The following is a 25,221-nucleotide window of genomic DNA, read 5'->3' on the forward strand; positions in this document are numbered from 1 at the left end:
TTATCAGAAATAAGCCTTCTTAAGAAATGCCATTGCCATTACGGTAGGCCTCGATGGCAGCACGAACGCTACCATACTTCTTGAGCAATGCAGCAGCCTCGGGTTTTGCCAACTGTAGCTCTTCCATCAGCATGCGTGTGCCGCGCTCCACCAGCTTAGTGTTCGATAGCTGCATGTCCACCATCTTGTTGCCCCTCACGTGGCCAAGCTGGATCATGGTGGCAGTAGTGAGCATGTTGAGCACCAGCTTTTGAGCAGTACCGGCTTTCATGCGGGTGCTGCCCGTTACAAATTCCGGACCTGTAACCACTTCTACCGGATAGTCAGCAGCAGCGGCTATAGCACTGTTGGCATTGCACACAATACAGCCAGTGGCTATCCCCTGGCGACGGCAATCTTCCAGTCCGCCTATTACATATGGCGTGCTGCCCGAAGCGGCTATACCTACCACGATGTCTTTGGCAGTGATGTTATGCTCCTGCAGGTCTTTCCAGGCTTGCCTGGTGTCATCTTCGGCAAATTCCACTGCCTTTCGGATGGCGCCGTCACCACCTGCTATAATGCCGACTACCAGGCCATGGGGCACCCCATAAGTAGGAGGGCACTCCGATGCGTCTACTATGCCGAGTCGCCCGCTGGTGCCTGCCCCAATGTAAAAGAGTCTGCCTCCGTCACGGAGACGCTCTACAGTAGCATTGACCAGCGTCTCGATCTGAGGTATAACACGCTCAACAGCCAGTGGCACACTTTTGTCTTCCTGGTTGATGCAGGTGAGCACCTCGTGCACGGGCATTTGCTCTAGTCTATCGTAAAGTGAGTCGGATTCGGTAGTGGACACTGTGCTAAACGGTCAAATTTGAATTCAGTAAAAAAAGCGTGTTTGTAGTTAGGCATTCTGCATTTTGAGCAGCTCCTGGTGGTATTTGATCAGGCCTTCGCTTGGGCTGGAGATGATTACTCCGATATGGCAGCCATACTTCTTGGCGACCAGCTTGAGCGTGTCCGAGAAATGAAACGCGATAGAACCAACAAAGTTTACAGGAAGCTCTCCAAAACCCTCGTACTTGCTGACATGGCGCTCAAAGAACTCCTCGAAGTTCTCGTAAATCATCTCTTTGATCACCGGGCTCTTGCGTTTTTCATACATGAATTTAGCAAAAGTGGCCAGGTACTGACTTGGTATGTCTGAGCCGTATACAGCGTCAAGTATGCCGTCCTTGGTCAGATTGTATCTGTTCTTAAGTGAAGTGGCCAGTTCTTCAGGCAACTCGCGGTACATGTAGGCTTTGATCAACAGCTTGCCCAGGTAGGCACCACTGCCTTCGTCACCCATCAGGAAACCGAGTGAAGTTACGTTGTCTATAATGTTCTTGCCATCATAAAGACAGGAATTGGAGCCGGTGCCCAGAATACAGGCTATACCTGGCTTGTGACCACACAGGGCACGGGCCGCGGCCAGCAGGTCATGGTCCACATAGTTCGGAACGTTCGGGAAGGCGCGGCTAAGGGCATCTTCTACGCGTTTGTTGCGCTCCGGAGAGCTACAGCCAGCACCGTAATAGTAAATAGCGCTAATGTTTTTTTCTTTCAGCTGAGGCAGCAGCTCGGTCTCAAAAATGCTGTAAATCTTGTCAGTGTCGAGGTACTGCGGGTTGATGCCAGTTGTGTTGACCTGTTCATATTCGTTGTCGGCATCGATTACACGCCAGTCTGTTTTGGTAGAGCCGCTGTCAGCTATCAGAATCATAGTATTGGTAATTTATAGTTGATCAGGAGCCCACTTTTGTACAGTAGCATACTCCCTGTGTTTTATTTTCGGTATACTGAATTTTTGACTTGTCCGATCACCTCAAATTTGTCAAATACATATTCGGTATGCGGTGCATCCTTCAGTTCCTCGGTCAGGTCCTGGCCTGCCCAGTGCTCGTAGTGGTTGCCGCTCCGCCACAGGCGTGATTTTTTCACGTCGTAAATCAGGCCTTTGTAAGCCACCCATACTTCGTCACGGTCCTGGCCATTGCGCAGGGCAAGCTGTTGCAGGGTGAACTCCGGGAGATTTTCTTCCATTTGATTGCAGGCCTCACAGAGCCCGGATTGCAAATATAATAATACTGCCCTAGTGATTGGGGCAAACGGAACAGAATCGGGTTTGTTTCTTTGTTCGCTTCCTAGAGTGTTAGCCAATGCGTGACTGTGTCAGGATCCAGCGGTTAGGTACTTCGCCTTTGATGGCCTGCAAGTAGTCTTCATAACTGCAGGGTACAATGCGGGGACTCTTTTCGTCTGAAAGGGGTTCTACTTCCATCCACCACTTTTCACTTGCTTTGCTTTTATAGAATGTCATACGCTCTGGGTTATCACTGAAGGCCACGGCGTATTTGGTAAACTTGCTGGAGCTGAATTCTGTTTCGTTCTTGCGGTGGTAGAAGCCCTCTATGAAGTACCAGATCATGGTGGCGATGGTCATGGCCGTTAGTTCCTGGCTGTCCTTTGCCGGATCATACTCGTAAATTCCCAGTGATGTCATCTGGTCACTCAGGCCTGCATACCAGCACAGTTGGCAGGCTTCTTCGCCTGTAAGCCCGAACGGGTTGGCTGGCGTATAGCCCGGTGCATCCTGATGGCGTATAGCCGAAATGTCAAAAGTGAGCAAATCAGCCAGGCGCACAACCGGCTCCATCTCCTGCACACTGCGGTGCACTTCGCCTACACGGTATGCCTCAAAGTGCAGCTTTTCGAACGTGGCCATCACTTCTGGGTCCACCAGGTAAGACTGATAGCCGATCTGGCCCAGGCTGAAGAGGTAGTTTGGTTCGTGCATCAGGATCTGGCGGAGCTGCTTTTTATTGGCAGGCACGTCATTGTCCTCGCTCATGTCCACACTGCTGTCCACGGTGACCATATTCACGGCACGTTCCAAGTACTCATAGCCCATGTACTGTCCGTACTCCAGGTCATGCGTGCCGCCAATGATAATGGGGATGGTGTTATGGGAGATGAGGATTTCAACGATTTCTTTCAGCCGCAGGTAAGTGTCGTCGAGTGTTATACCCGGACGCAGGTTGCCCAGGTCGACTATGTTGCAGCGACCGGCTCCTTTGTGCATGCTGTACAGTTTTTTGCGTACAGCACGGGCCGGAATCATCTCTGCTACTGTTTCCTCTCCTTGTCCCCGGGTCTCGTTTATCCCGATCAGGGCGATGTCAGCTGAGCGCCAGTCGGGGAATTTGCCAGTAAAGCGGCCGATGTAGGCACCAAGTGTGCGCGGTTTGTCAAGCAGCGCAAAAATGTCCTCATTCAGAGGTTCGAAAAAGATGGAAAGGTTCATAAATCAGTATCAGGAAGGTCAAATATAGCAAAACTGCTGCTTTTGTGAGCGGCTTTTATTAACTATAACTTTTTCACGTAAAAAGTGCTATCAATATAATGAATAGCAAATATTTGTACAGGAAGGTATAGAAATTTCAGAAAAAAATAATTAAAATGCACATACTAACGAACGTGTGGCCCATGTTGTGCCATCGTTCGTAACGTCCTAAAATAGACTGACACTAACCTTAGCAAACACAATGAACGTAACCCGCACCCTTGATCTGCTGCCTTTTCAGCTGCAGAACTCGCCTCAGCCGGACTGTCTGGCTACAAAAGTTAACGGACAATGGATTAAATACAGCACACAGGATGTGCAAGACACTGCCAACCAGGTGAGCCTTGGTCTGCTGAAACTAGGTATAGGAAAGGGCGACAAAGTGGCTATTATTTCCCTGAACCGACCGGAGTGGGTGTTTGCTGACTTTGGTATACAGCAGATAGGTGCTATCAGTGTACCCATGTACCCGACGATCACGGTGGAGGACTACCGCTACATCTTCAACGATGCGGAGGTGAAAGCTGTGTTTGTGTCTGACGCGGAGCTCTACAACAAAGTGGTGGCTGCTACAGAGGGGATGGAGAGCATCAAAGAGATCTATACCTTCGACGAAATTCACGGTGCCAAGCACTGGAAAGAAGTGATCAAACTGGGAGAAGGAGAAGACGTAGCACAGCTTGAGCCATTGAAGGCTGGCGTTGGTCCTGACGATATCCTCACCATTATCTATACCTCTGGTACAACCGGCAACCCGAAGGGGGTAATGCTGACAAACAACAACATTATCAGTAACGTGACTGGTACGCTGCCTTATGTGCCGGTAAACCAGCATCACCGTGCGCTGAGCTTCCTGCCGCTGTGCCACATTTTCGAGCGCATGCTCCTTTATTTATACATGCGCATCGGTGTGTCGATCTACTACGCTGAGAGCATCGAGAAAGTGGCCGACAACCTGAAAGAGGTGCAGCCGCATGTGTTTACCACGGTGCCGCGTCTGCTCGAGAAGGTATATGACAAGATCGTTGCCAAAGGTATGGAGCTGACCGGCGTGAAACGTAAGCTTTTCTTCTGGGCACTGGAGCTCGGTCTGCAATATGATACCCGCGAGGACAAAGGCTGGTGGTACAACAAGCAGCTGGAACTGGCCAATAAACTTATCTTTAGCAAATGGCGTGAGGCCCTAGGCGGCAATGTAATTGCCATCGTATCGGGTGGTGCGGCGCTACAGCCACGACTGGCCCGTGTGTTCTGGTCAGCCAATATCCGCGTGATGGAAGGTTATGGTCTGACGGAGACGTCGCCGGTGATAGCTGTGAACCGCTACGAGCCAGAGAACAACGTGATTGGTACCGTAGGTATGGCCATTGATGGGGTGGAGATCAAAATTGCAGAGGATGGCGAGATACTGACCCGTGGACCACACGTGATGAAAGGCTATTACAAGAAACCTGATCTGACGGCCGAAGTGATCGACGCCGAAAACTGGTTCCATACCGGTGACATAGGAGAACTGGTAGAGGGCAAGTTCCTCAAAATCACTGACCGCAAGAAAGAGATGTTCAAAACGTCTGGTGGCAAGTATGTGGCACCGCAACCGATCGAGAACAAGCTGAAGGAGTCGGTGGTGATAGAGCAGGCCATGGTGGTAGGTGCCGGGCAGAAGTACGCCGCCGCTTTGATCGTGCCTTCGTTCCTAGGGCTGCAGGACTGGTGCGCGCACAAAGGTATACCATATACCTCTGATGCTGAGATGATCACTAAACCGGAAATCATTGACAAGTATAAGCGTGAGGTGGACAAAGCCAACGAAGGGCTGGCGCAATTTGAGACCATCAAGAAGTTCACGCTGGTTCCTAACATGTGGACGGTAGAAAGCGGGGAGCTGACACCAACCCTGAAGGTGAAGCGCAAAAACATTACAGCCAATTACCAGAAAGAGATTGACAGTATGTATTAATTTGAAGTGAATTGAAGGTTTAAAGCCTTTCAGGTGACAAAAAACCCTTTCCGGACCGGAAAGGGTTTTTTGTTTGTAACCATTCTATGAATTATACATAAACTATAGCGGAAGGTACTATAGCACGAAATCCGCTTTAACCTTTGAAGTCGGAGGGGGAATAAATTTTTCGTTAAATTAGTATGCTTGCATAACATTTTTCTTTATATTTGGTATAAACTACATGATGCATGAAGCCGGAAGAGACCGTAGATTATAATGTGAAGGTTTGTTGGCACGCTATCTCGCGTATGTATAATACAGAGGCTGCCAAAAATGATATTACCACCTCCATAGGATTTGTTCTGTTAAACATCAATCAGGAGACAGGTACCCCCGCCACCAAAATAGCCCCCTTACTCGGGCTGGAGGCACGCAGCCTGACCCGCATCCTGAAAAGCATGGAGGAGAAAGGCCTTATCTATAAGGTGTCTGACGACAAGGATAAACGGCTGGTGCGGATTTTCCTGACCGAACTAGGGCTGGAGAAAAAGGAAGTGTCGCGCAGAACGGTGCTCCATTTTAACCATAAAGTGCAGGAAGCTATACCACAGGAAGAGTTGAATACCTTTTTCCGGGTTTCTGAGCGCATCATCAACATGATCGAAAACAAAGAGATTTTCTAACCATAGTAGACCATCAAGCTTTTTCTATGAAGAGATTAATTAAGAAAGTAGCCGTGCTGGGTTCCGGTGTAATGGGCTCCCGCATTGCCTGCCACTTTGCCAACATAGGTGTGCAGGTACTGTTGCTCGACATCGTGCCGCGCGAACTAACTCCTGACGAAGAGAAAAAAGGGCTTACGCTGGAAAGCAAGCATGTCCGCAACCGCATTGTGAACAGTGCGCTGGAAGCCGCCATTAAGTCTAATCCTTCGCCTATTTACCGTAAGTCCGATGCCCGCCTGATCCAGACGGGTAACTTCGAAGACAACATGAAGGATATCGCCAGCGCCGACTGGACCATTGAGGTAGTGGTGGAGAACCTGAAGATCAAGCATTCAGTGTTTGAGCAGGTAGAGAAACACCGCAAGCCGGGCACACTGATCACTTCCAATACCTCGGGTATCCCGATCCACATGATGCTCGAGGGGCGCTCCGACGATTTCAAAAAGCATTTCTGCGGTACGCACTTCTTCAACCCGCCGCGCTATCTCAAGCTATTAGAAATTATACCTACGCCAGAGACGGATCAGGATGTTGTAGACTTCCTGATGCACTACGGCGACCTATACCTTGGCAAGACGACTGTACTGGCCAAAGATACACCGGCTTTCATAGCAAACCGGGTAGGTATCTACGCCATCATGCAGGGCCTGCAGGTGATGAACAAACTCGGACTGAACGTGGACGAGGTGGACCGTATCACAGGCCCGATCATTGGTCGTCCGAAGTCTGCTACGTTCCGCACACTGGATGTGGTAGGTCTGGATACCTTGGCCAATGTAGCCAACGGTCTGCACCAGACAGGGGAGAAAGACGAATCGCGTGAGTTGTTCAAGCTGCCGGACTACCTGCAGAAGATGGTAGAGAACAAATGGCTGGGCGACAAAACCGGTCAGGGCTTTTATAAGAAAACGAAAGACGCCAAGGGTAAGACTGAGATCCTGACGCTTGACCTGAATACACTGGAGTACGGACCAAAGCAGCGTCCGAAGTTCCAGAGCCTGGAAGTGCTTAAGCCGATTGAAGATCTGAAGAAGCGTGTAAAGACCTTCTCCAAGCAAAACGATAAGGCAGCCCAGTTCTTCAACGAGTCACTCTATGGCTTGTTCCAGTACGTGAGCAACCGCATACCTGAGATTTCCGACGAGCTATACCGCATCGACGATGCCATGCGTGCCGGCTTTGGCTGGGAGTTGGGTCCGTTCGAGTACTGGGACGTGATCGGCGCCCGTGAAGGTGTGCAGCGCATGATCGAAGCCGGTTACCAGCCTGCGGCCTGGGTAGAGGAGATGCTCAACCAAGGCAAAGAGTCCTTCTACATTGTAGAGAGCGGCAACCGCCGCTACTACGACATCCAAAGCAAAGAATACAAGGCGATACCAGGTGTTGAGAACTTCATCATCCTGGATAACCTGCGCAGTAACAAAGTAGTGTGGAAAAACACTGGTGCTACACTGATCGACCTTGGTGACGGCATCCTGAACGTGGAATTCCACACGAAGATGAACACCATCGGTGGTGATGTGGTGCAGGGCCTGAACAAAGGTATAGAGATTGCCGAGAAAGAATTCAGAGGCATGGTAGTGGGCAGTCAGGCAGCGAACTTCTCGGCCGGTGCCAATGTGGGCTTGATTTACATGTATGCCCTGGAACAGGAGTATGATGAAATCAACTTCATGATCAAGCAGTTCCAGGATACGATGATGCGCATGCGCTACTCGGCTATACCTGTGGTAGGTGCTCCGCACGGCCTTACACTAGGCGGTGGCTGCGAACTGAACCTGCATTGCGACCATGTGCAGGCAGCAGCTGAGACTTACATGGGTCTGGTAGAGTTTGGCGTAGGCCTTATACCTGGCGGTGGCGGTACCAAAGAGATGACGCTCCGCGCAGCTGAGATGTACGAAGACGGCGACATCGAGTACAACACGCTCAAGAACATCTACCTGAACATAGGTATGGCCAAGGTGTCTACTTCTGCCAAAGAGGCATTTGACCTGGGCTTTATGCGCCAGGGTGATGCAATTACTCTCAACATCAACCGTCAGATTGCCGATGCCAAAGCACAGGCGATTCGACTGGCCGAGGCAGGGTATACGCAGCCAGCTAAGAAAACCAAGATTAAAGTACAGGGTAAAGGTGCTTTAGGCATGTTCCTGACAGGAGCCAGCGCGATGGTATCAGGTGGCTACATTTCAGAGCACGACCAGAAGATATCGCATAAACTCGCTTACGTGATGTGCGGCGGCGACCTCTCTGCTCCGACAGATGTGAGCGAGCAATACCTGCTGGATCTGGAGCGTGAAGCTTTCCTGTCACTGACCGGTGAGCGCAAGACACTCGAGCGTATCCAGAGCATCCTAACTACAGGCAAGCCACTGAGAAATTAATGTTGATCAAAGCAGCATTCGCTGTTTGTTCTTTGTCATTCTGAAAGAAACTTGGTAAAAGTAAGGTTAAGCCTTAGCTATGAAAAGCCATAATTATTTCGTCTACATTACGACTAATCCGAGCAAAACAGTGCTCTATGTGGGAGTGACAAATGACTTGGTTTATCGGCTTGAACAGCATAGGGAAAATCGAGGTAAGCCCGAAACTTTTGCAGGGCGCTACTTCTGTTACAAGCTGCTCCACTACGAGCGCTATACCTATGTACAGCATGCTATAGACAGAGAAAAGGAGCTAAAAAGCTGGAGTCGTGAAAAGAAAATGGAACTGATCAAAAGTGAGAATCAATACCTGCGATTTCTGAAAGCAGATCCTTGAATAGCAGCCTTATGTCGTAACTACCAAGATCCTTACAGGATGACAAAATAAAATGAAGTATAGCTGATAGTATAAACTATAAAGAGCATTAAAATGAACAACGCATATATCGTAGCCGGATTTCGTAGCGCAGTAGGCAAAGCCGGGCGCGGAGGCTTCCGGTTCACCAGACCCGATGACCTGGCCGCTGACGTCATCAAACATCTTTTGGCTTCCGTGCCTGCACTAGATCCCGAGCGCGTAGACGACCTGATCGTGGGTAACGCCGTGCCGGAAGCGGAGCAGGGCTTGCAGATCGGTCGTATGATCGCTTTGCTGTCGTTGCCAATGTCTGTGTCAGGTATGACTGTGAACCGCTACTGCGGCTCCGGTGTGGAAACCATCGCGATGGCCTGCAACCGCATACAGGCAGGTATGGCCGACTGCATTGTCGCAGGCGGCACCGAGTCTATGTCGATGGTGCCGACAGTGGGCTGGAAGACAGTACCTAATTACAACATAGCAAAGAAGAATCCGGACTGGTACCTAAGCATGGGTCTGACGGCTGAAGCAGTGGCCAAAGACTACAATGTTTCACGTGAAGACCAAGACGAATTTGCCTACAACTCACACCAAAAGGCGATCAACGCCATTAAGAATGGCTACTTCAAAGAGCAGATCGTGCCGATCACGGTAGAGGAGACCTACATCGACGAGAACGGCAAGAAGAAGACCCGCACTTATGTAGTAGATACTGACGAAGGTCCACGTGCCGATACTTCCCTGGAAGCCCTGGCCCGACTGAAGCCTGTGTTTGCAGCCGGCGGTTCTGTAACAGCCGGTAACTCTTCGCAGACCTCTGACGGTGCCGCCTTTGTGATCGTGATGAGCGAGCGTATGGTGAAGGAGCTTAACCTGGAGCCGATTGCCCGCATGGTGAGCTACGGCACCGGCGGTGTGGATCCGCGCATCATGGGTATGGGCCCAATTGCAGCCGTTCCGAAAGCACTGAAAATGGCCGGTTTAACACTCAACGACATCGACCTGATCGAGATGAATGAGGCCTTTGCTGCTCAGTCCATTGCCGTAATGCGTCACCTCGACTTCGACCCGGAAAAGCTGAACGTGAGCGGTGGAGCGATTGCACTAGGGCACCCACTGGGTTGCTCAGGCGCTAAACTCAGCATCCAGCAATTCCATGAGCTGCGCCGCCTCGGCAAGAAATACGGCATGGTCACCGCCTGCGTAGGTGGCGGACAAGGTGTAGCCGGCATCTACGAGCTTTTGAAGTAAAAACTAACCTGAACCTAAAAACACTAATCATATTCTGCCATGGAAAATGTAACAGATAAAAATAAAGCCACTGTTCGCGGTGGTGAATTCCTGATAAAAGAAACTGATCCGCAGGACGTATTTATACCTGCCGAGTTTAGCGAAGAGCAGCACATGATGGCGCAGACTTGCCTGGACTTTGTGCGCGAAGAAGTAACACCGCTCCTCGAGCGCCTCGATAACCACGAAGAAGGCCTGATGGAAGGTCTGATGAAAAAGGCTGGTGAACTCGGCTTGTTCGCAGTATCGATGCCGGAGCAATACGGCGGCCTGAACATGGACTTCAACACCTCGCTCCTGGTGACAGAGTCAGTAGGTGGTGGGCATTCCTTCCCGGTGGCTTTTGCGGCTCACACAGGTATAGGCATGCTGCCGATCCTGTACTTCGGTACGGACGAGCAGAAGCAGAAGTACCTGCCTAAGCTGACTTCCGGCGAATGGGCAGCGGCTTACTGCCTCACTGAGCCAGGCTCTGGTTCTGATGCTCTGGCTGCTAAAACCAAAGCGGTACTGAACGAAGCCGGTACGCACTACATCCTGAACGGCCAGAAAATGTGGATTACGAACGCCGGTTTTGCCGATGTGTTCATAGTGTTTGCGCAGGTGGACGGTGACAAGTTCACAGGCTTTATCGTGGAGAAAGGTTATCCGGGCCTGAGCCTTGGTAACGAGGAGCACAAAATGGGTATCAAGGGTTCTTCTACACGCCAGGTTTTCCTATCGGATTGCGAAGTGCCAAAAGAGAACGTACTGGGCGACATCGGCAAAGGTCACCTGATCGCTTTCAACATCCTGAACATCGGCCGTATCAAACTTTGCGCTGCTACCTTGGGTGCCTCTAAAAAAGTGGTTGACCTGTCGATCAAGTATGCCAACGAGCGTCAGCAGTTTAAACTGCCGATTTCGAAGTTCGGTGCCATTCGTCATAAACTGGCAGAGCAGGCTATACGCATCTATGCAGTTGAGTCAGCGCTATACCGTTGCGGTATGGACATTTATCGCAAGGAGCAGGAGCTACTGGCTTCTGGAAAAGGCGAGAACGAAGCCATGCTGGGTGCTGCCCGTGAGTTTGCTGTAGAGTGCGCCATGCTGAAAGTAGAAGGCTCTGAAGTGCTCGACTACGTAGTGGACGAAGGCGTACAAATCTACGGTGGCTACGGCTTCTCAGCTGATTACCCAATGGACCGCGCTTACCGCGACTCCCGTATCAACCGCATCTTCGAGGGTACCAACGAGATCAACCGCATGCTTACGGTGGACATGATCCTTAAGAAAGCCATGAACGGTGAGCTCGACCTGATGGGCCCTGCACAAAACGTGCAAAACGAACTGATGGCTATACCTGATTTCGGTTCGGAAGAGGAAGGCCTGTTCGCAGCAGAGCACAAGGCGATTCGCAACCTGAAGAAAGCGATCCTGATGGTAGCCGGCACAGCGGTACAGAAGTACATGAACTCGCTGGCCAAAGAGCAGGAGATCCTGATGAACATCGCTGACATGGCTATCAAGACGTACGTGGCGGAGTCAACGCTGCTGCGTGTAGAGAAACTGGTAGGTATGAAAGGCGAGGATGCTGTGGCGAACCAGATCGACATCGTACGCGTGACTGTGAACGATGCCGTGGACACCGCCTTCCTGGCTGGTAAAGATGCGATTGCCTCTATGGCGGAAGGTGACGAGCAGCGTCTGCTGTTCATGGGCCTGAAGCGCTTCACCAAGAAAGACCTCTACAATACCAAAGAAGCTCGTCGTCGTATCGCGGCTTCCATGATCGAGGCAAATGAATTCGTGTACTAGATTCTGACAAATCTATAGTTTTGGAAAGGCTGCCTCCGTAGGAGGTGGCCTTTTTGTATTGAGGGCTTGTTCCTGAATGACCTAATGGCCTCACATGCGTAAATATACCTGAATACCAGATTGTCATTAACATAGAGGAGCGTATGGGGGTAACATGCTTAATTCCCTGCTATAACGAACGGGAGCGGATTGCGACAGTACTGGAAGTCGTGTCGAAGGTGAAGGGCATACAACAGGTAATCTGTGTGGATGACGGATCGGCTGATGGCACTGCTACGATGGTAAGCCGGCAATGGCCTACTGTGCAAGTCATCCGCCTCAGCCAAAATCAGGGAAAAGCCGCCGCTATACAGTATGGCCTTCAGTTTGTGCAGCATGAGTTGGTTCTGCTGATGGATGCTGATTTGCAGGAATTAAATAAAACTGAACTAGAGAGAGCTATTTCTGCTTTCCAGGACACTGCAAATGTTGACATGCTGATCTTGCGGCGAATCCGGTCGCCATGGTTTGTGCGCTGGTACCGAAGTGATATACTGCTGTCCGGAGAGCGGCTTTTGCGGCGAAGTGACTTAGAGCAGGTGTTGGCCCAGCCAGTGGCACGCTATCAGTTGGAAGTAGCCATCAACCGCTATATGATCAAACGTGGCAAGCGGGTACGCTGGATGCCTTGGTCCGCCATGAATACCTATAAGGTAGACAAACTAGGGATGCTGGAAGGGTCCCGTAGAGAGTTCCGGATGTATGTAGAGATAGTGGACTATGTAGGCTTTGTACACATGCTGGTGCAGCTGAGTTCTTTTACCCGCAAGCTTAAAAAACAGAAAAGCGCGCCAAGAGAGTGGCCACGCTTTTTGTCGGGTATATGGTTAGACTAGTTATTTGATCTGTAGACGACGTAGCTGCAAGCTGTTCGCTTTCTTGGATGGCCGCACCACCACTACCAAGTCCTTTTCACCCAGCCAGGCCGTGAAGTCTTTTACGTAGGCAGTATCTTCGCCTTTGGCTACATTCAGGCCAGCAGCCTTAGGTGCTTCAGCTTTACCGGTGCTGGTGTCAATGCGGCGCAGGTATAGGTCATGCTTTCCGTTCAGCTCTTCCAGGGTGAGCAGGTGCAGCGTGTTACCTGCCAGATGATAGCGATACGAGATGCCTGTAAAAGCTTCATCAGCAGGTGCTTTCTGATTTTTCATCAGCACGGAGCTCCAGGCAGTACCCATAAACTGATCATAGGCAAACAAGTGAATCTCTTTGGCATAGTAAGGAGAGTTCTCACCACCCTCCATATACTTTTTCTCTGCCATTACGATTAGTTTTTCCTCAGGTGTCAGGATCAGGTCGGTCAGGTAAATGTCCTCGAGGCGCCTGGCTTTTGCACCTCCGCTTTTATCCAGGCTGTTCACACTAGCGAGATATTCAGGTGTGAATCTGAACTCCTCTGCAAACACCATATCTTCATTTTCAAAATCAAATTTTACCGCTTTCAGGCTATAGTACTCACCGGATTTCTCGTCAGCTGTGAGTACAACACCATACAGATTGCCATTGGGCTGCAGGGCATACTTGCTGTCCATGATGTATACCTTCTTGCCTTCAAAAATGCCTCCTACCAGCACCGACATGCCTTTGGCAACCGGTGACTTCAAGGTATACTGGCGTACGGTCAGGCGTTCCATGTTCTCAGAGATCAGGCTGATGAACTGGTCACCGGCATCATTTACGATCACCTCAGCTGATACAATACCGCGCAGGTCAGTCAGGCTGTACTTCGTATCTTTTACTTTCTGAAGTTTGCCGTCATACAGGCTGCCGCTGATAGACTGCAGGACCTGATTGCCAGAAATGCTATAGCGGTAGACCAGCAGTTTGGTGCCGTCAGGCGAGATGGCTATACCCGCTTTACGGGCATTGGCTGGAGCTTCGAGCAATAGCACGGGCTTCTCTTTCTGACCGCTACGCAGGTCTACCCGATGCGCATACAACACTTGGTTGCCCTGCTCGTTTGTGCGGTGCGTAACCAGCAGCACAGCATCCTGGTTTCTGGCAAAAGCCTCCACCGTTTCTTCAGCGGCCAGTGGTACAGCAGCCGACCAGGCTTTTTTGAGGGCGGCATTATAGCGTTCAATGGCATACTCGGCTGGCTTGCTGCGGCTGAGGATTATAAAGCCCTCAGCTCCCAGTGGGAGCGTCTTGCTGCTAATGCTCTGGTTATACTGGTCCTCTGTGTTGTCAGGGAGATAGGTAAAAGGTATAGCGGCTTTGCGACCTTGTGCCTGCGCAGTTGTGGCAGTATAGCATAGGCCCAGCAAAATGAATATGAAGAGGTGAAGTGCTTTCAAGGGTATAAGGTATAGCGGTTTAGAAAATCAATGTAAGGACAGTGTAATTAGCACATAAATTTGCTGTATACGGTTATACTTTGCAAATGCCTATATAGTAAACTGCAACTCGTTTCGCGTGGAACCCACTTTTAAATATAATCAGATTCGTGCTCAGGCCACTATCATAATCAGGGCAACCTTTAACTTATGCGGCTCCAGTTGATTGTGTTCACACTCAATGATTTGATGTGACGCATAATATTCTGATTCTGTGCTTGCTCCAATTGTGGGTCTTCATTCAATACACGTTGAGCAGCCGCACGAGCCTCCTGCAAGATAGGTGCATCTTTGGCCAGGTCAGCGATGAGCAGGTCGAGCACACCGCTTTGCTGCGTACCCATCAGGTCGCCCGGTCCGCGCAGCTTCAGGTCAATGTCAGCAATCTCAAATCCATTGTTGGTGCGCACCATCGTCTCCAGTCTGGTCTTGCTGTCTTTGCTCAGCTTATACCCTGTCATCAGGATGCAGTAGCTCTGTTCAGCACCCCGGCCTACTCTGCCACGCAACTGGTGCAACTGTGAAAGGCCAAAGCGCTCCGCACTCTCGATGATCATCACGGAGGCGTTGGGCACGTTCACGCCTACTTCAATTACAGTTGTAGCTACCATGATCTGCGTCTCGTGGCGCACAAAGCGCTGCATTTCGTAGTCTTTGTCCTGCGCCTTAAGTTTGCCATGCACCATGCTCACCTGGTACTCCGGGAAAGCACGGCGTATACTTTCATAGCCGTCCATCAGGTCCTTGTAATCCATCCCTTCCGACTCCTCAATGAGCGGGTACACGATGTATACCTGGCGGCCCAGCTTGATCTGGTCACGCACAAACTGGAATACCTTCAGGCGGTGTGAGTCGAAGCGGTGCACGGTCACAATCTCTTTACGGCCGGCTGGCATTTCGTCGATCACCGACACATCGAGGTCACCGTAGAGCGTCATGGCCAGGGTGCGGGGTATAGGAGTGGCCGTCATCACGAGTACATGTGGGATAATGCGCGGGTTCTTGCGCCACAGTCTGGAACGCTGCTCTACTCCGAAGCGGTGCTGTTCGTCCACAATACAGAGACCCAGGTTATGAAACTGTACTACGTCCTCCAGCAGGGCATGCGTGCCTACGATCATTTTCATTTCACCTGAACGCAGTTGCTCGTGTAGCACTTTGCGATCTTTTGTCTTGGTGGAGCCAGTGAGCTTGCCAATGTTTATACCTAACCGGTCAGCAAAAGCTTTGAGGCCGGTATAATGCTGGTCCGCCAGAATCTCAGTAGGTGCCATCAGCACAGACTGTGCTCCATTGTCAGCAGCGATCAGCATGGTAATAAAGGCCACGATGGTTTTACCTGAACCCACATCGCCCTGCAGCAGGCGGTTCATCTGCTTGCCGGCTGTCAAGTCTTTATGTATTTCCTTGATAACCCGCTTCTGTGCATTGGTCAGATCGAAGGTCATGTGATTCTTGTAGAACTCTGTTACCGTCGGTACCTGCTTAAATATCTGTCCGGCCAGGTCGGCACGACGCACCGTTTTCTGGCGTAGCAGACGTAGTTGTATGTAAAAGAGCTCTTCAAATTTGAGCCTGAACTTTGCGGCATTATACTTCTCGACTGATTGCGGAAAGTGAATGTTGATCAACGCATCCCGCTTGCTCATCAGGCGATAATGGTCTATCAGCTCCGGTGAAAGCGTCTCGTTAATATTTGGCACCGCCACCTTCAGCAGCATTTCCATGTAGCGGGCTATGACCTTGCTCTCAACACGGAATGCCTTCAGCTTCTCGGTGGTATGGTATACCGGTTGCAGAAAAGAGGTCGTCTGTTTCTCTTCCCCCAATTCCTCCAGTTCGGGGTGCGCCATGCTCCACTTGCCATTAAACGAAGTAGGCTTGCCAAACACAATGTAATCGGTGTGGTTCTTTAGCGATTTCTGCATCCACTTCACCCCTTTGAACCAAACCAGCTCCATCTCGTTGCCGTCTTCATCCACTAGGATAGCGGCAAGGCGTTGCTTACGGCCTTCGCCCAGCACCTCCTTGCCCCGCACACGTCCGCGTACCTGCACATAAGGCATGCTTTCGTCCAAGTCTACTATTTTGTAGAATTGGGTGCGGTCAAGATACCGGAAAGGGTAGTGCTGAATGAGATCGCCGTAGGTATAGATATTAAGCTCCTTCTGCAGCAGCTCAGCCCGCTGCGGCCCCACGCCTTTCAGAAATTCGATCTTGGTATGGAAGAAGTTGTTCAAGGGTGTAAGCTTGTCGTTAGTTAAAAGAGGTATGGTAGGTATACCTGACAAAAATAAGCAAAAGCCCCGACAGGTGTAAGCGCTATCGGGGCTTTTGCTTTATATTCAGGTGAATTCCTCTACTTAGAATCTAGCGCTATAATTTTGTCACTCTTTCCTTGGTTACAGTCTTCGCAGCTTGTTACTAAATTACTATAGCTATCGGTGCCGCCTACAGAGATAGGGATTTTATGATCAAGATTTAATTTGATACCATCCGATTTGTTACGACCGCAATACTGGCAAGTATAGGAGTCTCTTTCAAAAATTTCAAATCTTAGCTTCTTAGAAATGCTTACTCTTCTTTTATTAGTAGATTTTTGGACTGGCTTCTGTTTTGGGTTGAACTTAAGATCAAATATATGCTTGCTAAATTCAGGGCAATCTGAGTAATGCGTTGATTTAAGGTTTTGGAATTTACTCTTAGTCCCAAGCTTATCCCATTCTCCACAAGAGCTTGCAACTCCATTTAAAAGACTATGTGCTAGATCAAATAAGTTAACCTCAGGGCATACGTTATTGTAATATTGATAAGTATTACCCCTTGATACTTCAGGCGCTTCCCCTTGAAGATCTATCTTGGACTGATCAAAGTTTTCAGACAAAATTCCTTCCTGCTGAAGAGTAGTAACTACATCCCGTCCTCTTGATACTTTATCATATTCTCCTAGCAGATAGATAGTATATGCTCGTCTCATACACTGGTTTAGCAAAGGACACCTACTAGGGAGTTCTACTTTTCTACTCTTTTCAAAGTACTGATCTTCATTCATTTTCTTATGAGAACGCTATGATCTTTCTACTTTCTGTCCTTAAACTCCAGCGTGTTCAACAGATGCACAATATCCTTCTTTACATACTCGATCACTGGAGCCAGTGAGTCATTCTGAGTAGCGGTCCTGAAGTAAAGTGCTCCACGGAAAAAGTGCGTAGTTGTATCGGTTACATAAAACTGGAACTGGCTTGGGATTTCGCCTTCCAGTTCAAACACTGAAGCAACATCGCCCTGCGGTGTCCGGATTTCCGTTTCCTCTATCGAATATGCCTTTATCTGGTGTTTGCCAGTCAGCTTTCGGGCATCCTCTATCAGGTTATTCAGCATTTTCGGATCTTTGTTGATGGCCTTGTATGTCAGCTGCACGTTAGCTCCCAGGCTCGGATAAATGATATTGATCCAATGCGGCTGGGCAATCATCGATGAGTCAGGGCGGATTTTAGCATGCTTTGAGTACTCGAAGGTATAGGGATGCTCGTCCTGAAGCTGCTGGTAGGCGACTGTCGGTAGGTCTATGCGGTTATAGCCTTTCGGTTTTGGGGTGTACTCGGCGGAGCAGCCGGCAATGGCCAGGGCCATACCTGCCCACAGGGCCAACTGTAATTTAGCTGACTTTATGATAGTGCTCTTTTTTGCTTGCGACATTAATCTTGATTCGTTTTACACGCTTATTGTCCGCCGACTCAACCGTAAAATAGTAGCGGCCATACGACACTTCTTCGCCTACGTATGGTATGCGACCAAAAAGTGCGAGCATCAGGCCTGCCACTGTTTCGTGCTCGCTCTTTACTTCGTTAAAGGCATCGAACGGAACTTCTGTTATCTTACAAAAATCATGCAGCGATGTTTTACCGTCAAATATAAAGGTATTTTCGTCGAGTTGTGAGTAAATGATCTCGTCCTCGTCATCAAACTCGTCATTAATCTCACCTACAATCTCCTCGATAACATCTTCCATGGTAAGCAGTCCTACCGTAGTGCCATACTCGTTCACCACAATTGCCATGTGCACGTGCTTTTCCCGGAAGTCCTGCAGCAGGTTAGAGATGTGCTTGGTCTCCGGCACATAGAAAGGCGCTCTGATCAGGTTCTGCCATTTAAAGTCAGCTCCTTTGTCGAGGTGCGGCAGTAAGTCTTTTACATAGAGTATGCCGTCGATGCTGTCGGTGCTTTCGGTATAAACCGGCACGCGCGAATAACCCCACTTGATGATCTGCGGAAGCAACTCTGGCAGTGTAGCGCTCTGTGGGAAAGCCACGATATCCATACGCGGACGCATAATCTGTTTTACCGTGATCGAACCGAAGTTTACGATCCCCCTCAGAATCTTGCGCTCTTCAGGTGACGTCTCTTCGTTGGTAAGAGCCACATCCAGACTATGGTGCAATTCTTCCAGTGTTTGGCTATAAGCACGCACACGGTAGCGCTTGTCTATGAAATTGCTGATACCAGTCATCAACCAGGCAAGCGGTCGTAGCACAGGCCGCAAAGCATCCAGTATCGGAGCCATGCGCTGCGCAATGGCAGTGCCGTGCTTGCGGGCATATACCTTAGGAATTACCTCCCCAAAGAAAACGATCAGGAACGTAACTACCAGCACACTGACTAGCATCGTGGAGGTTGCCAGCGAAGTAGAGCCGACTAACTGCCACGCAATGTAGGCGCAGAGCGTGATGATACTAACATTGATCGCATTGTTGATGATCAGGAGCGAAGCCAGTAGTTGGCGCGGGCTCTGCAGGAGGTGGTGTACCAGTTGAAGCTTTTTGTCTTTGCTTGTTCTGGCTTTTTCAATCTCCTGAGGGGTGAGAGAGAAAAAAGCTGCCTCCGCCCCCGAAGTGAGGGCAGAGAGCAGCAATAAGATAAAGCAAACCGAGATGGCTGCGATATATTCAATTCTAAGTAAAGCTGTTGCGCTTTGTAAAAGTTGCAGTAAGCTATAACTTAGGGGGTCTCCGGAATCTAAACTGTCCAAAATTAGATAGTTAGGTTAAACATAGGTTAGAACGGCAGGTCGTCTGGCTCGTCGTTCTGGAAGGCAGATGCATTGCCCTTACCTGATGCGGCGGCACTGCCCTGACCTGAGGCTTGTCCCGATGATTGTGATGAAGAGCCGCCCTGGAAGCCTCCAGAGTTGCCATTGCCACCTACCTGGGCTTCAGTACGGGACGTCAGCATAGTCATGCTATCGGCGACAATCTCGGTTCTGTACCGCTGCACGCCGTCTTTGTCCTGGTAGTTGTCTGTGCGAAGCTTGCCCTCAATGTAAACTGAGTGCCCTTTGCGCACATACTTTTCGGCTACCTCGGCCAAACCGCGCCATAGCACGATGTTGTGCCACTCGGTGCGCTCCTGGCGCTCGCCGTTTTTGTCTTTGAATGTTTCAGAAGTAGCAATCGGGAAACGCGCTACAGCTACGCCGCCTTCAAGGTGGCGAACTTCTGGGTCCTTACCAAGATTTCCGATAAGGATTACTTTGTTAACACTTGCCATGTCTTTTTTTGTTAAATATTAAATTGAATTAGGGCTACTCCGACAACCAAGCCGGAGGCAATTATGGCTACTGAACCTTTAAAATGCATTTTCATGCAGAAAAGTTTCAGTTTATAAATTTAGTAAAATCTTCTCATCTTTCAAATAGCTGTCGATAAGAATTGGCTTCGGCAATGCCTCTATTTTTTCAGATGAATAAGGTGCCAGTCGCGCCTCCTGCAAAACCTCTTTACTTAAACGAAAATCGAGCTGAATGAGGTAAAACCGGGCTGTTATTTTCTGGTGACTGAGCACATGCTTATAGTCTTTGCGCGGTGGCAAAAGATGTGATTCCTGCACTGCTATACCTGCATCGTTCAGTTCTTTCAGCAGCCTAACGGTATCCAGGATTTTCGAGTCGCTTTCGTGCAGGTAAAAATCATACAATCCTTCCCAAATATCGCCACTCAGGCGCTTACGCATGTAATACTGCCCCTCGTGCACAAAAACCATGTAGTGGAAAAAGCGTGGGCGGGCGGCCTTTGCCTTTGATTTGACAGGAAGCTCCTGCACCAAGCCGTGTGTGAAGGCGAAGCAGGACTGCTGCAGCGGGCAGAACAGGCAATCGGGCATGACGGGGGTGCATTGAATGGCGCCAAATTCCATAATGGCCTGGTTGAAGGTGTCAGGCGCTTCGGCCGGGATGAGTTCGTCGGCCAGTTGCTGAAATACCTTGCGCGAAGCAGGCGCCGCAATGTCATCTGATAATCCAAATACACGGGCCAGCACCCTGAAAACATTGCCATCGAGGACGGCAACCTTCTCCCGAAAGGCAAAAGAGGCGATAGCGGCAGCTGTGTAACTTCCCACGCCCCGCAGTTTGAGGAGCTCTTCATACTTGTTTGGGAACACGCCGCCATACTCCTGCACGATCTGTTTAGCCGTGTGGTGCATATTACGTGCCCTGGAGTAGTAGCCAAGTCCCTGCCAGAGGCGTAGCACTTCATCCTGAGGGGCCGCCGCCAGATGCTGCACGGTTGGGTAGGCCTCGGCAAAGCGCTGGAAGTAGGGGAGTCCCTGGGCTACGCGCGTCTGCTGCAGGATCACTTCAGACAGCCAGATCAGGTATGGATCGGTGGTGTCGCGCCAGGGCAAGGCTCTTTTGTGACGCTGGTACCATGTCAGCAAGGTGTTTGAGAAGTATGTGCTAGGAGTGTTTTTCATAAAAAATGGTCCCTTAGGCTCAGGCAGCTTGAACAGACAAATGTAAGACATTGTTCTGAGTGCAGAAGGAATGTATTGGCGTCAGTTTTTGTATCTTATTAAAATATAAGTAGATACGTGGCGTTAGGAAGAGGGCAAGCTGGCATGGGTATTGCAAGAGAACCGTCAGTCAAAAGGTGTAAAGAAGGTATATGAACGGCAAGGCTAATTCTGTAATAATTTAGTGCTAAAGCTTTTACTTGTCGAAAAGTAGGTATACCTTTGTGCCCCGAAAAATGGGGAACGACAGCGCTGTTGTATCTCCTGAAAAAGAGAAAGTTAACTTATTACTAATTTATAAAAATCTAAGAAAGTGACTAAAGCAGAAGTAATATCAGAAATTGCTGATAAAACAGGGATTGATAAGGCTGATGTGCAATCTACCATTGAGGCATTTTTCAAAGTGGTGAAAGACTCTATGGCCGATGGCAACAACATCTACGTGAGAGGTTTTGGAAGCTTTGTAAACAAGAAGCGCGCTAAGAAAGTGGCTCGTAACATTTCGAAGAACACTTCCATCATTATTGATGAGCACTTTATTCCAAGCTTCAAGCCATCTAAGACCTTTATTGCTAAGATTAAGAACAGCAAAAAGATCAAAGAACTGGCTCATTCTTAATTCTTTCGTATATTTGCCGGTTGCCTGTTTGGTTATCCTTTAAAAACAGTCATTTACAAAAACACAGAAATACATGTCACGCGCTCAAATACTGATACTTGTAGCAGCAATTGCTTTGGCAGCGGCTATGTTCTTTCTGCCTAAAGTGGTTGTGACGAAGGATGATAGCACAGTGGCTGCAGAACAAGCCTCTGCCATACCTGAGGGACACTCTGAAGATGATGGGCATGACCATGGACCTTCTCCAGCCGCAGCGGCTGACGGAGTGCACTCCACGGCCACACCAGAACAAATGATGGAGCTTGCTACTGTACGTGCACGCTACAACAAAGCATCTGATGCCAAGACGCGCGGCCTGTTAGCCAGTGAACTGGCAGCTGCTTATGCCTCAGCAAGTAAGTTTGACAGTGCAGGTTACTATTACGAGCTAGCTGCTGAAGCCCGTCCGGGTGAGAAGAACTACCGTAAAGCAGGTGACCAGTACTTCGAAGCTTTTACTTATGCAGCAACACAGCAGCGTGCCAGCGAAATGGGTGGTAAGGCCCGTAGAATGTACGAGCAGGTACTGAAGAATAATCCTTCGGACATGGATGCGAAAACAAACGTAGCCATGACTTACATTGCCAGTGAAAACCCTATGCAGGGTATTACGCTGCTGCGTGAGGTAATTTCGGCAGACCCGAAAAACCAGAAGGCGCTGTTTAACCTCGGTATTCTGTCAGTTCAGTCAGGGCAGTGGGACAAAGCCGCTGAGCGTTTCCAGGAGTTGACAACCGTTAACCCGGAACACGTGGAAGGCACTTTCTACCTGGCTGTGTCACTTGCTGAAACCGGTAAGAAAGAAGAAGCGATCAGGACTTTCAATAAAGTGAAGACCATGAGCAGCGACCCTGCTCTGACAGCTTCCGTTGACGAGTACCTGGCAAAACTGTAATAAAAGAAATAATCATTTAATAAAAATTTCAAGACTATGCCTTGCGGAAAGAAAAGAAAAAGACATAAGATTGCTACTCACAAAAGAAAGAAGCGTCTAAGAAAAAACAGACATAAGAAGAAGTAATTTCTTCTGCGTTTATTGAGGCCCACATTGCTTCTGCAATTGTGGGCTTTGGTCTATACATCCAACTAATCTTTGAGAGAAATTGAGTAACGAGCTTATTATCAATTCTACTCAGGATGGAGAGCGCATCGCCCTATTACAGGACAAGAGACTAGTAGAGTTTCACCACGAGAAAAAGGATACGAACTACATTGTAGGGGATATCTTTCTGGGAACTGTAAAAAAGGTAATGCCAGGCCTAAACGCCGCTTTTATTGATATTGGCTACCACAAGGATGCATTTCTGCATTACCATGATCTGGGAGCCAATGTCAAAACCCTGAACAAGTATGTGAAAGCGGCACAGACACAGAAGAACGCTTCTGCAAAGCTTAACCAGCTTAAATTTGAGCCAGAAATTGACAAACTGGGCAAGATCGCTGATGTTCTGAAAAAAGGACAGCAGGTATTGGTACAGATTGTCAAAGAACCGATTTCAACCAAAGGACCGCGTCTTTCATGTGAGCTTTCGCTCGCCGGTCGATACCTGGTGCTCGTACCGTTCTCTAACACGGTAAGTGTATCCAAAAAGATCGTAAGCAAGGAAGAGCGCACGCGCCTCAAGCGCCTGATCAACTCGATCAAGCCCGAGAACTTTGGCGTGATCATCCGGACAGTGGCAGAAGGCCGTGAGGTAGCAGAGCTCGACAGAGATTTGCGAAACATGGTGGAGAGCTGGGAAGAAGGCTTTAAATCGCTGAAGATTGCCAAGCCCAATGACAAGATCATTGGGGAATTGGGACGTTCTTCGTCCATACTGAGAGACTTAATGAACGAGAGCTTTGACAACATAGTAGTCGACGACGAGTCGCTCTATGACGAGATCAAAGCATACATCGGTAGCATTGCGCCAGATAAAGTAAAAATTCTGAAGCATTACACCGGTAAGACAAAAACCTTCGAACACTTTAACATTGAGCGGCAACTAAAGGCTGCATTCGGTAAAACAGTGACCATACCAGGCGGCGGATACCTGGTGATAGAGCACACCGAAGCCCTGCACGTAGTCGATGTGAACAGTGGGAATAAATCTAATACCGAAACCGATCAGGAGGCTACCGCGCTGAATGTGAATATGATGGCTGCCAGAGAGGTGGCCCGTCAGCTGAGACTCCGGGATATAGGTGGTATCATTGTAATTGACTTCATCGACATGAAGTCGCCCGAAAACCGCCAGAAAGTATACGAGGTAGTCAAAGAGGAACTGAAGAGAGACCGATCCAAGTCAACAGTTCTGCCTATCTCTAAATTTGGCCTGATGCAGATTACGCGTCAGCGTGTAAGGCCAGAGCAGAATATCGTGACCGGTGAAGTATGCCCTACTTGTAACGGTACCGGTAAAATATCTGCCAGTATTCTGATTACTGATGAAATAGACGTAGCGGTAGACGACCTGCTTACGAGACACAACCATAAGAGCCTGACATTGTACGTACACCCTTTCCTGTATTCTTATTATACATCAGGTGTCGTTTCAAAACAGATGAAATGGTTCTTCCACTACTTCAAGTGGGTGAAATTTGTAAAAGACACTTCGCTCGGTATTACTGACTTTAAGGTAATGGACGATAAAGGCGAAGAAATAGAGCTGCGCACCGCCCTGACGGAGGTGAACGGGACGCAGGAATAAAAAATTTTAATCAGATTCGATGGCAACAAAAAGGCCGCTCTGTTCATTCAGAGCGGCCTTTTTGATTTGTAACAAGTCTATACTTAGAACTTGATGCCCACATCAAGGGACACCCCATTGTTCTTGATTGCAATATTTTTGTCACCTAGTCGGTCACTATAGAAATCGTCAATATTACTCAGACCACGCAGGTAAGTAACACCGCCAAATAGTTTAGTGCTCTGGCCGAGCTGCATTTCGGCACCAGTGCCTAACAAAGCGCTGGTTTCAAAGATATTGAAGCGCTTCGCTGTCTTTTCACCATTGATCACTTTTTGGTTGTTTACCTGGGCTGACACCTTGGTGCCAAGAGCACCACCTACCTGGAAGTACAGGATCACATCAGGAGCTACCTCATTCGTGAATAGCTTAAGCGTGAGCGGTATTTCCAGATACTGCACTGTCAGGTCATCCTCTACTGGCACTGTCGTTGGCTGGCCGTTCGGATCTTGTGAAGTAAAATCATACTTGATTTTAGAGCCTTTGCTGCGGAACATCAAACCTGAGCTGAAGGCATAGTTGTTGGAGAAAAAATAATCACCAACCACACCTACACCAACACGCAGTGTATTGCTGCTTTTTTCAAAACCGTGTCTGTCTTCAGCTATAAAGCGATTGCCTGAAATGGTAGGGGAGAACTGAATGCCGATTTCCATTTGGGCCATAGCAGTGGATGTAAAGCCCAAAAAGAGCAGCAGGAATGCGAGTTTTTTGAATTGCATGTTAATTTGTCGCGTTAATTTATTCTAATACGGGATAACCCTG

General features: G+C 49.1%; 22 protein-coding genes. 10 read left to right on the top strand and 12 right to left on the bottom strand.

Going from position 1 to position 25,221, the window contains the following annotated elements:
* Positions 1-19: 19 nt before the first annotated feature.
* The 4 genes from murQ to Q1A54_RS18820 all read right to left on the bottom strand — a co-directional run bounded on the left by murQ (position 20) and on the right by Q1A54_RS18820 (position 3,328).
* Complete coding sequence (gene murQ / locus Q1A54_RS18805; protein ID WP_299991200.1) at positions 20-838, bottom strand: N-acetylmuramic acid 6-phosphate etherase; 819 nt, start codon at positions 836-838, stop codon at positions 20-22.
* A gap of 48 nt (positions 839-886) precedes the next feature.
* Positions 887-1,747, bottom strand: a complete 861-nt coding sequence (locus Q1A54_RS18810; protein ID WP_076423283.1) for a hypothetical protein — start codon at positions 1,745-1,747, stop codon at positions 887-889.
* A 62-nt stretch (positions 1,748-1,809) separates the two neighbouring features.
* Positions 1,810-2,067 carry a cytochrome b5 domain-containing protein gene (locus tag Q1A54_RS18815; RefSeq protein WP_007660383.1) on the bottom strand — a complete coding sequence of 86 codons (258 nt, stop codon included), beginning with the start codon at positions 2,065-2,067 and terminating at the stop codon, positions 1,810-1,812.
* A 109-nt stretch (positions 2,068-2,176) separates the two neighbouring features.
* Positions 2,177-3,328, bottom strand: a complete 1,152-nt coding sequence (locus Q1A54_RS18820; protein WP_299991204.1) for a formimidoylglutamase — start codon at positions 3,326-3,328, stop codon at positions 2,177-2,179.
* 241 nt (positions 3,329-3,569) lie between these two features.
* On the opposite strand from Q1A54_RS18820, the gene Q1A54_RS18825 reads away from it, so the two are divergent.
* The 7 genes from Q1A54_RS18825 to Q1A54_RS18855 all read left to right on the top strand — a co-directional run bounded on the left by Q1A54_RS18825 (position 3,570) and on the right by Q1A54_RS18855 (position 12,780).
* On the top strand, positions 3,570-5,327 hold the full coding sequence (locus tag Q1A54_RS18825) for a long-chain fatty acid--CoA ligase (protein WP_196120735.1): 1,758 nt from the start codon (positions 3,570-3,572) through the stop codon (positions 5,325-5,327).
* A gap of 230 nt (positions 5,328-5,557) precedes the next feature.
* The gene (locus tag Q1A54_RS18830) at positions 5,558-5,992 is read left to right on the top strand and encodes a MarR family transcriptional regulator (RefSeq protein ID WP_007660386.1); all 435 of its coding nucleotides are present in this window, start codon (positions 5,558-5,560) and stop codon (positions 5,990-5,992) included.
* Positions 5,993-6,018: 26 nt separating this feature from the next.
* Positions 6,019-8,421, top strand: a complete 2,403-nt coding sequence (locus Q1A54_RS18835; RefSeq protein WP_299991209.1) for a 3-hydroxyacyl-CoA dehydrogenase/enoyl-CoA hydratase family protein — start codon at positions 6,019-6,021, stop codon at positions 8,419-8,421.
* A 79-nt stretch (positions 8,422-8,500) separates the two neighbouring features.
* Positions 8,501-8,797: a GIY-YIG nuclease family protein gene (locus tag Q1A54_RS18840; RefSeq protein WP_299991212.1), complete on the top strand. Its 297-nt coding sequence runs from the start codon at positions 8,501-8,503 to the stop codon at positions 8,795-8,797.
* A gap of 93 nt (positions 8,798-8,890) precedes the next feature.
* A complete protein-coding gene (locus Q1A54_RS18845) occupies positions 8,891-10,069 on the top strand; it encodes an acetyl-CoA C-acyltransferase (RefSeq protein ID WP_299991215.1) in 1,179 nt (392 codons plus the stop codon).
* A 39-nt stretch (positions 10,070-10,108) separates the two neighbouring features.
* On the top strand, positions 10,109-11,905 hold the full coding sequence (locus Q1A54_RS18850) for an acyl-CoA dehydrogenase family protein (RefSeq protein WP_299991217.1): 1,797 nt from the start codon (positions 10,109-10,111) through the stop codon (positions 11,903-11,905).
* 143 nt (positions 11,906-12,048) lie between these two features.
* A complete protein-coding gene (locus Q1A54_RS18855) occupies positions 12,049-12,780 on the top strand; it encodes a glycosyltransferase family 2 protein (protein WP_299991219.1) in 732 nt (243 codons plus the stop codon).
* On the opposite strand, the gene Q1A54_RS18860 is transcribed toward Q1A54_RS18855, so the two are convergent.
* From Q1A54_RS18860 to mutY, 7 genes are all read right to left on the bottom strand, one after another.
* Positions 12,781-14,241: a hypothetical protein gene (locus Q1A54_RS18860; protein WP_299991221.1), complete on the bottom strand. Its 1,461-nt coding sequence runs from the start codon at positions 14,239-14,241 to the stop codon at positions 12,781-12,783. It abuts the gene before it with no gap.
* A 182-nt stretch (positions 14,242-14,423) separates the two neighbouring features.
* Positions 14,424-16,520: an ATP-dependent DNA helicase RecG gene (gene recG / locus Q1A54_RS18865; protein ID WP_299991223.1), complete on the bottom strand. Its 2,097-nt coding sequence runs from the start codon at positions 16,518-16,520 to the stop codon at positions 14,424-14,426.
* A gap of 119 nt (positions 16,521-16,639) precedes the next feature.
* A complete protein-coding gene (locus Q1A54_RS18870; RefSeq protein WP_299991227.1) occupies positions 16,640-17,257 on the bottom strand; it encodes an HNH endonuclease in 618 nt (205 codons plus the stop codon).
* A gap of 101 nt (positions 17,258-17,358) precedes the next feature.
* Positions 17,359-17,913: a gliding motility lipoprotein GldD gene (gene gldD / locus Q1A54_RS18875; RefSeq protein ID WP_299991383.1), complete on the bottom strand. Its 555-nt coding sequence runs from the start codon at positions 17,911-17,913 to the stop codon at positions 17,359-17,361.
* A 25-nt stretch (positions 17,914-17,938) separates the two neighbouring features.
* Entirely contained in the window at positions 17,939-19,192 is a 1,254-nt protein-coding gene (gene gldE / locus Q1A54_RS18880) for a gliding motility-associated protein GldE (RefSeq protein ID WP_299991229.1), read from the bottom strand.
* A gap of 143 nt (positions 19,193-19,335) precedes the next feature.
* Positions 19,336-19,827, bottom strand: a complete 492-nt coding sequence (locus tag Q1A54_RS18885; protein WP_299991231.1) for a single-stranded DNA-binding protein — start codon at positions 19,825-19,827, stop codon at positions 19,336-19,338.
* A gap of 111 nt (positions 19,828-19,938) precedes the next feature.
* Complete coding sequence (gene mutY / locus Q1A54_RS18890; RefSeq protein WP_299991233.1) at positions 19,939-21,030, bottom strand: A/G-specific adenine glycosylase; 1,092 nt, start codon at positions 21,028-21,030, stop codon at positions 19,939-19,941.
* A 352-nt stretch (positions 21,031-21,382) separates the two neighbouring features.
* Between mutY and Q1A54_RS18895 the strand changes: the two genes are divergently transcribed.
* From Q1A54_RS18895 to Q1A54_RS18905, 3 genes are all read left to right on the top strand, one after another.
* The gene (locus Q1A54_RS18895; protein ID WP_007655567.1) at positions 21,383-21,688 is read left to right on the top strand and encodes an HU family DNA-binding protein; all 306 of its coding nucleotides are present in this window, start codon (positions 21,383-21,385) and stop codon (positions 21,686-21,688) included.
* A gap of 73 nt (positions 21,689-21,761) precedes the next feature.
* On the top strand, positions 21,762-22,622 hold the full coding sequence (locus Q1A54_RS18900; protein WP_299991235.1) for a tetratricopeptide repeat protein: 861 nt from the start codon (positions 21,762-21,764) through the stop codon (positions 22,620-22,622).
* Positions 22,623-22,830: 208 nt separating this feature from the next.
* Complete coding sequence (locus tag Q1A54_RS18905) at positions 22,831-24,417, top strand: Rne/Rng family ribonuclease (RefSeq protein ID WP_196120724.1); 1,587 nt, start codon at positions 22,831-22,833, stop codon at positions 24,415-24,417.
* Between the two features lie 83 nt (positions 24,418-24,500).
* On the opposite strand, the gene Q1A54_RS18910 is transcribed toward Q1A54_RS18905, so the two are convergent.
* Positions 24,501-25,178, bottom strand: a complete 678-nt coding sequence (locus Q1A54_RS18910) for a porin family protein (RefSeq protein WP_299991240.1) — start codon at positions 25,176-25,178, stop codon at positions 24,501-24,503.
* Between the last annotated feature and the right edge of the window lie 43 nt (positions 25,179-25,221).

The sequence above is a fragment of the uncultured Pontibacter sp. genome, from assembly GCF_947502515.1.
In the GTDB taxonomy this organism is placed as follows: Bacteria; Bacteroidota; Bacteroidia; order Cytophagales; family Hymenobacteraceae; genus Pontibacter.

What these genes read in the sequence shown, in the direction of transcription:
- gldD (WP_299991383.1), bottom strand. Translation starts at nt 17,913, where the DNA reads ATGGCCCTGGCCATTGCCGGCTGCTCCGCCGAGTACACCCCAAAACCG.
- Q1A54_RS18820 (WP_299991204.1), bottom strand. Translation starts at nt 3,328, where the DNA reads ATGAACCTTTCCATCTTTTTCGAACCTCTGAATGAGGACATTTTTGCG.
- Q1A54_RS18885 (WP_299991231.1), bottom strand. Translation starts at nt 19,827, where the DNA reads ATGGCAAGTGTTAACAAAGTAATCCTTATCGGAAATCTTGGTAAGGAC.
- Q1A54_RS18835 (WP_299991209.1), top strand. Translation starts at nt 6,019, where the DNA reads ATGAAGAGATTAATTAAGAAAGTAGCCGTGCTGGGTTCCGGTGTAATG.
- Q1A54_RS18910 (WP_299991240.1), bottom strand. Translation starts at nt 25,178, where the DNA reads ATGCAATTCAAAAAACTCGCATTCCTGCTGCTCTTTTTGGGCTTTACA.
- Q1A54_RS18825 (WP_196120735.1), top strand. Translation starts at nt 3,570, where the DNA reads ATGAACGTAACCCGCACCCTTGATCTGCTGCCTTTTCAGCTGCAGAAC.
- Q1A54_RS18870 (WP_299991227.1), bottom strand. Translation starts at nt 17,257, where the DNA reads ATGAGACGAGCATATACTATCTATCTGCTAGGAGAATATGATAAAGTA.
- Q1A54_RS18830 (WP_007660386.1), top strand. Translation starts at nt 5,558, where the DNA reads ATGAAGCCGGAAGAGACCGTAGATTATAATGTGAAGGTTTGTTGGCAC.
- Q1A54_RS18900 (WP_299991235.1), top strand. Translation starts at nt 21,762, where the DNA reads ATGTCACGCGCTCAAATACTGATACTTGTAGCAGCAATTGCTTTGGCA.
- Q1A54_RS18850 (WP_299991217.1), top strand. Translation starts at nt 10,109, where the DNA reads ATGGAAAATGTAACAGATAAAAATAAAGCCACTGTTCGCGGTGGTGAA.
- Q1A54_RS18810 (WP_076423283.1), bottom strand. Translation starts at nt 1,747, where the DNA reads ATGATTCTGATAGCTGACAGCGGCTCTACCAAAACAGACTGGCGTGTA.
- Q1A54_RS18840 (WP_299991212.1), top strand. Translation starts at nt 8,501, where the DNA reads ATGAAAAGCCATAATTATTTCGTCTACATTACGACTAATCCGAGCAAA.
- Q1A54_RS18845 (WP_299991215.1), top strand. Translation starts at nt 8,891, where the DNA reads ATGAACAACGCATATATCGTAGCCGGATTTCGTAGCGCAGTAGGCAAA.
- Q1A54_RS18855 (WP_299991219.1), top strand. Translation starts at nt 12,049, where the DNA reads ATGGGGGTAACATGCTTAATTCCCTGCTATAACGAACGGGAGCGGATT.
- Q1A54_RS18815 (WP_007660383.1), bottom strand. Translation starts at nt 2,067, where the DNA reads ATGGAAGAAAATCTCCCGGAGTTCACCCTGCAACAGCTTGCCCTGCGC.
- mutY (WP_299991233.1), bottom strand. Translation starts at nt 21,030, where the DNA reads ATGAAAAACACTCCTAGCACATACTTCTCAAACACCTTGCTGACATGG.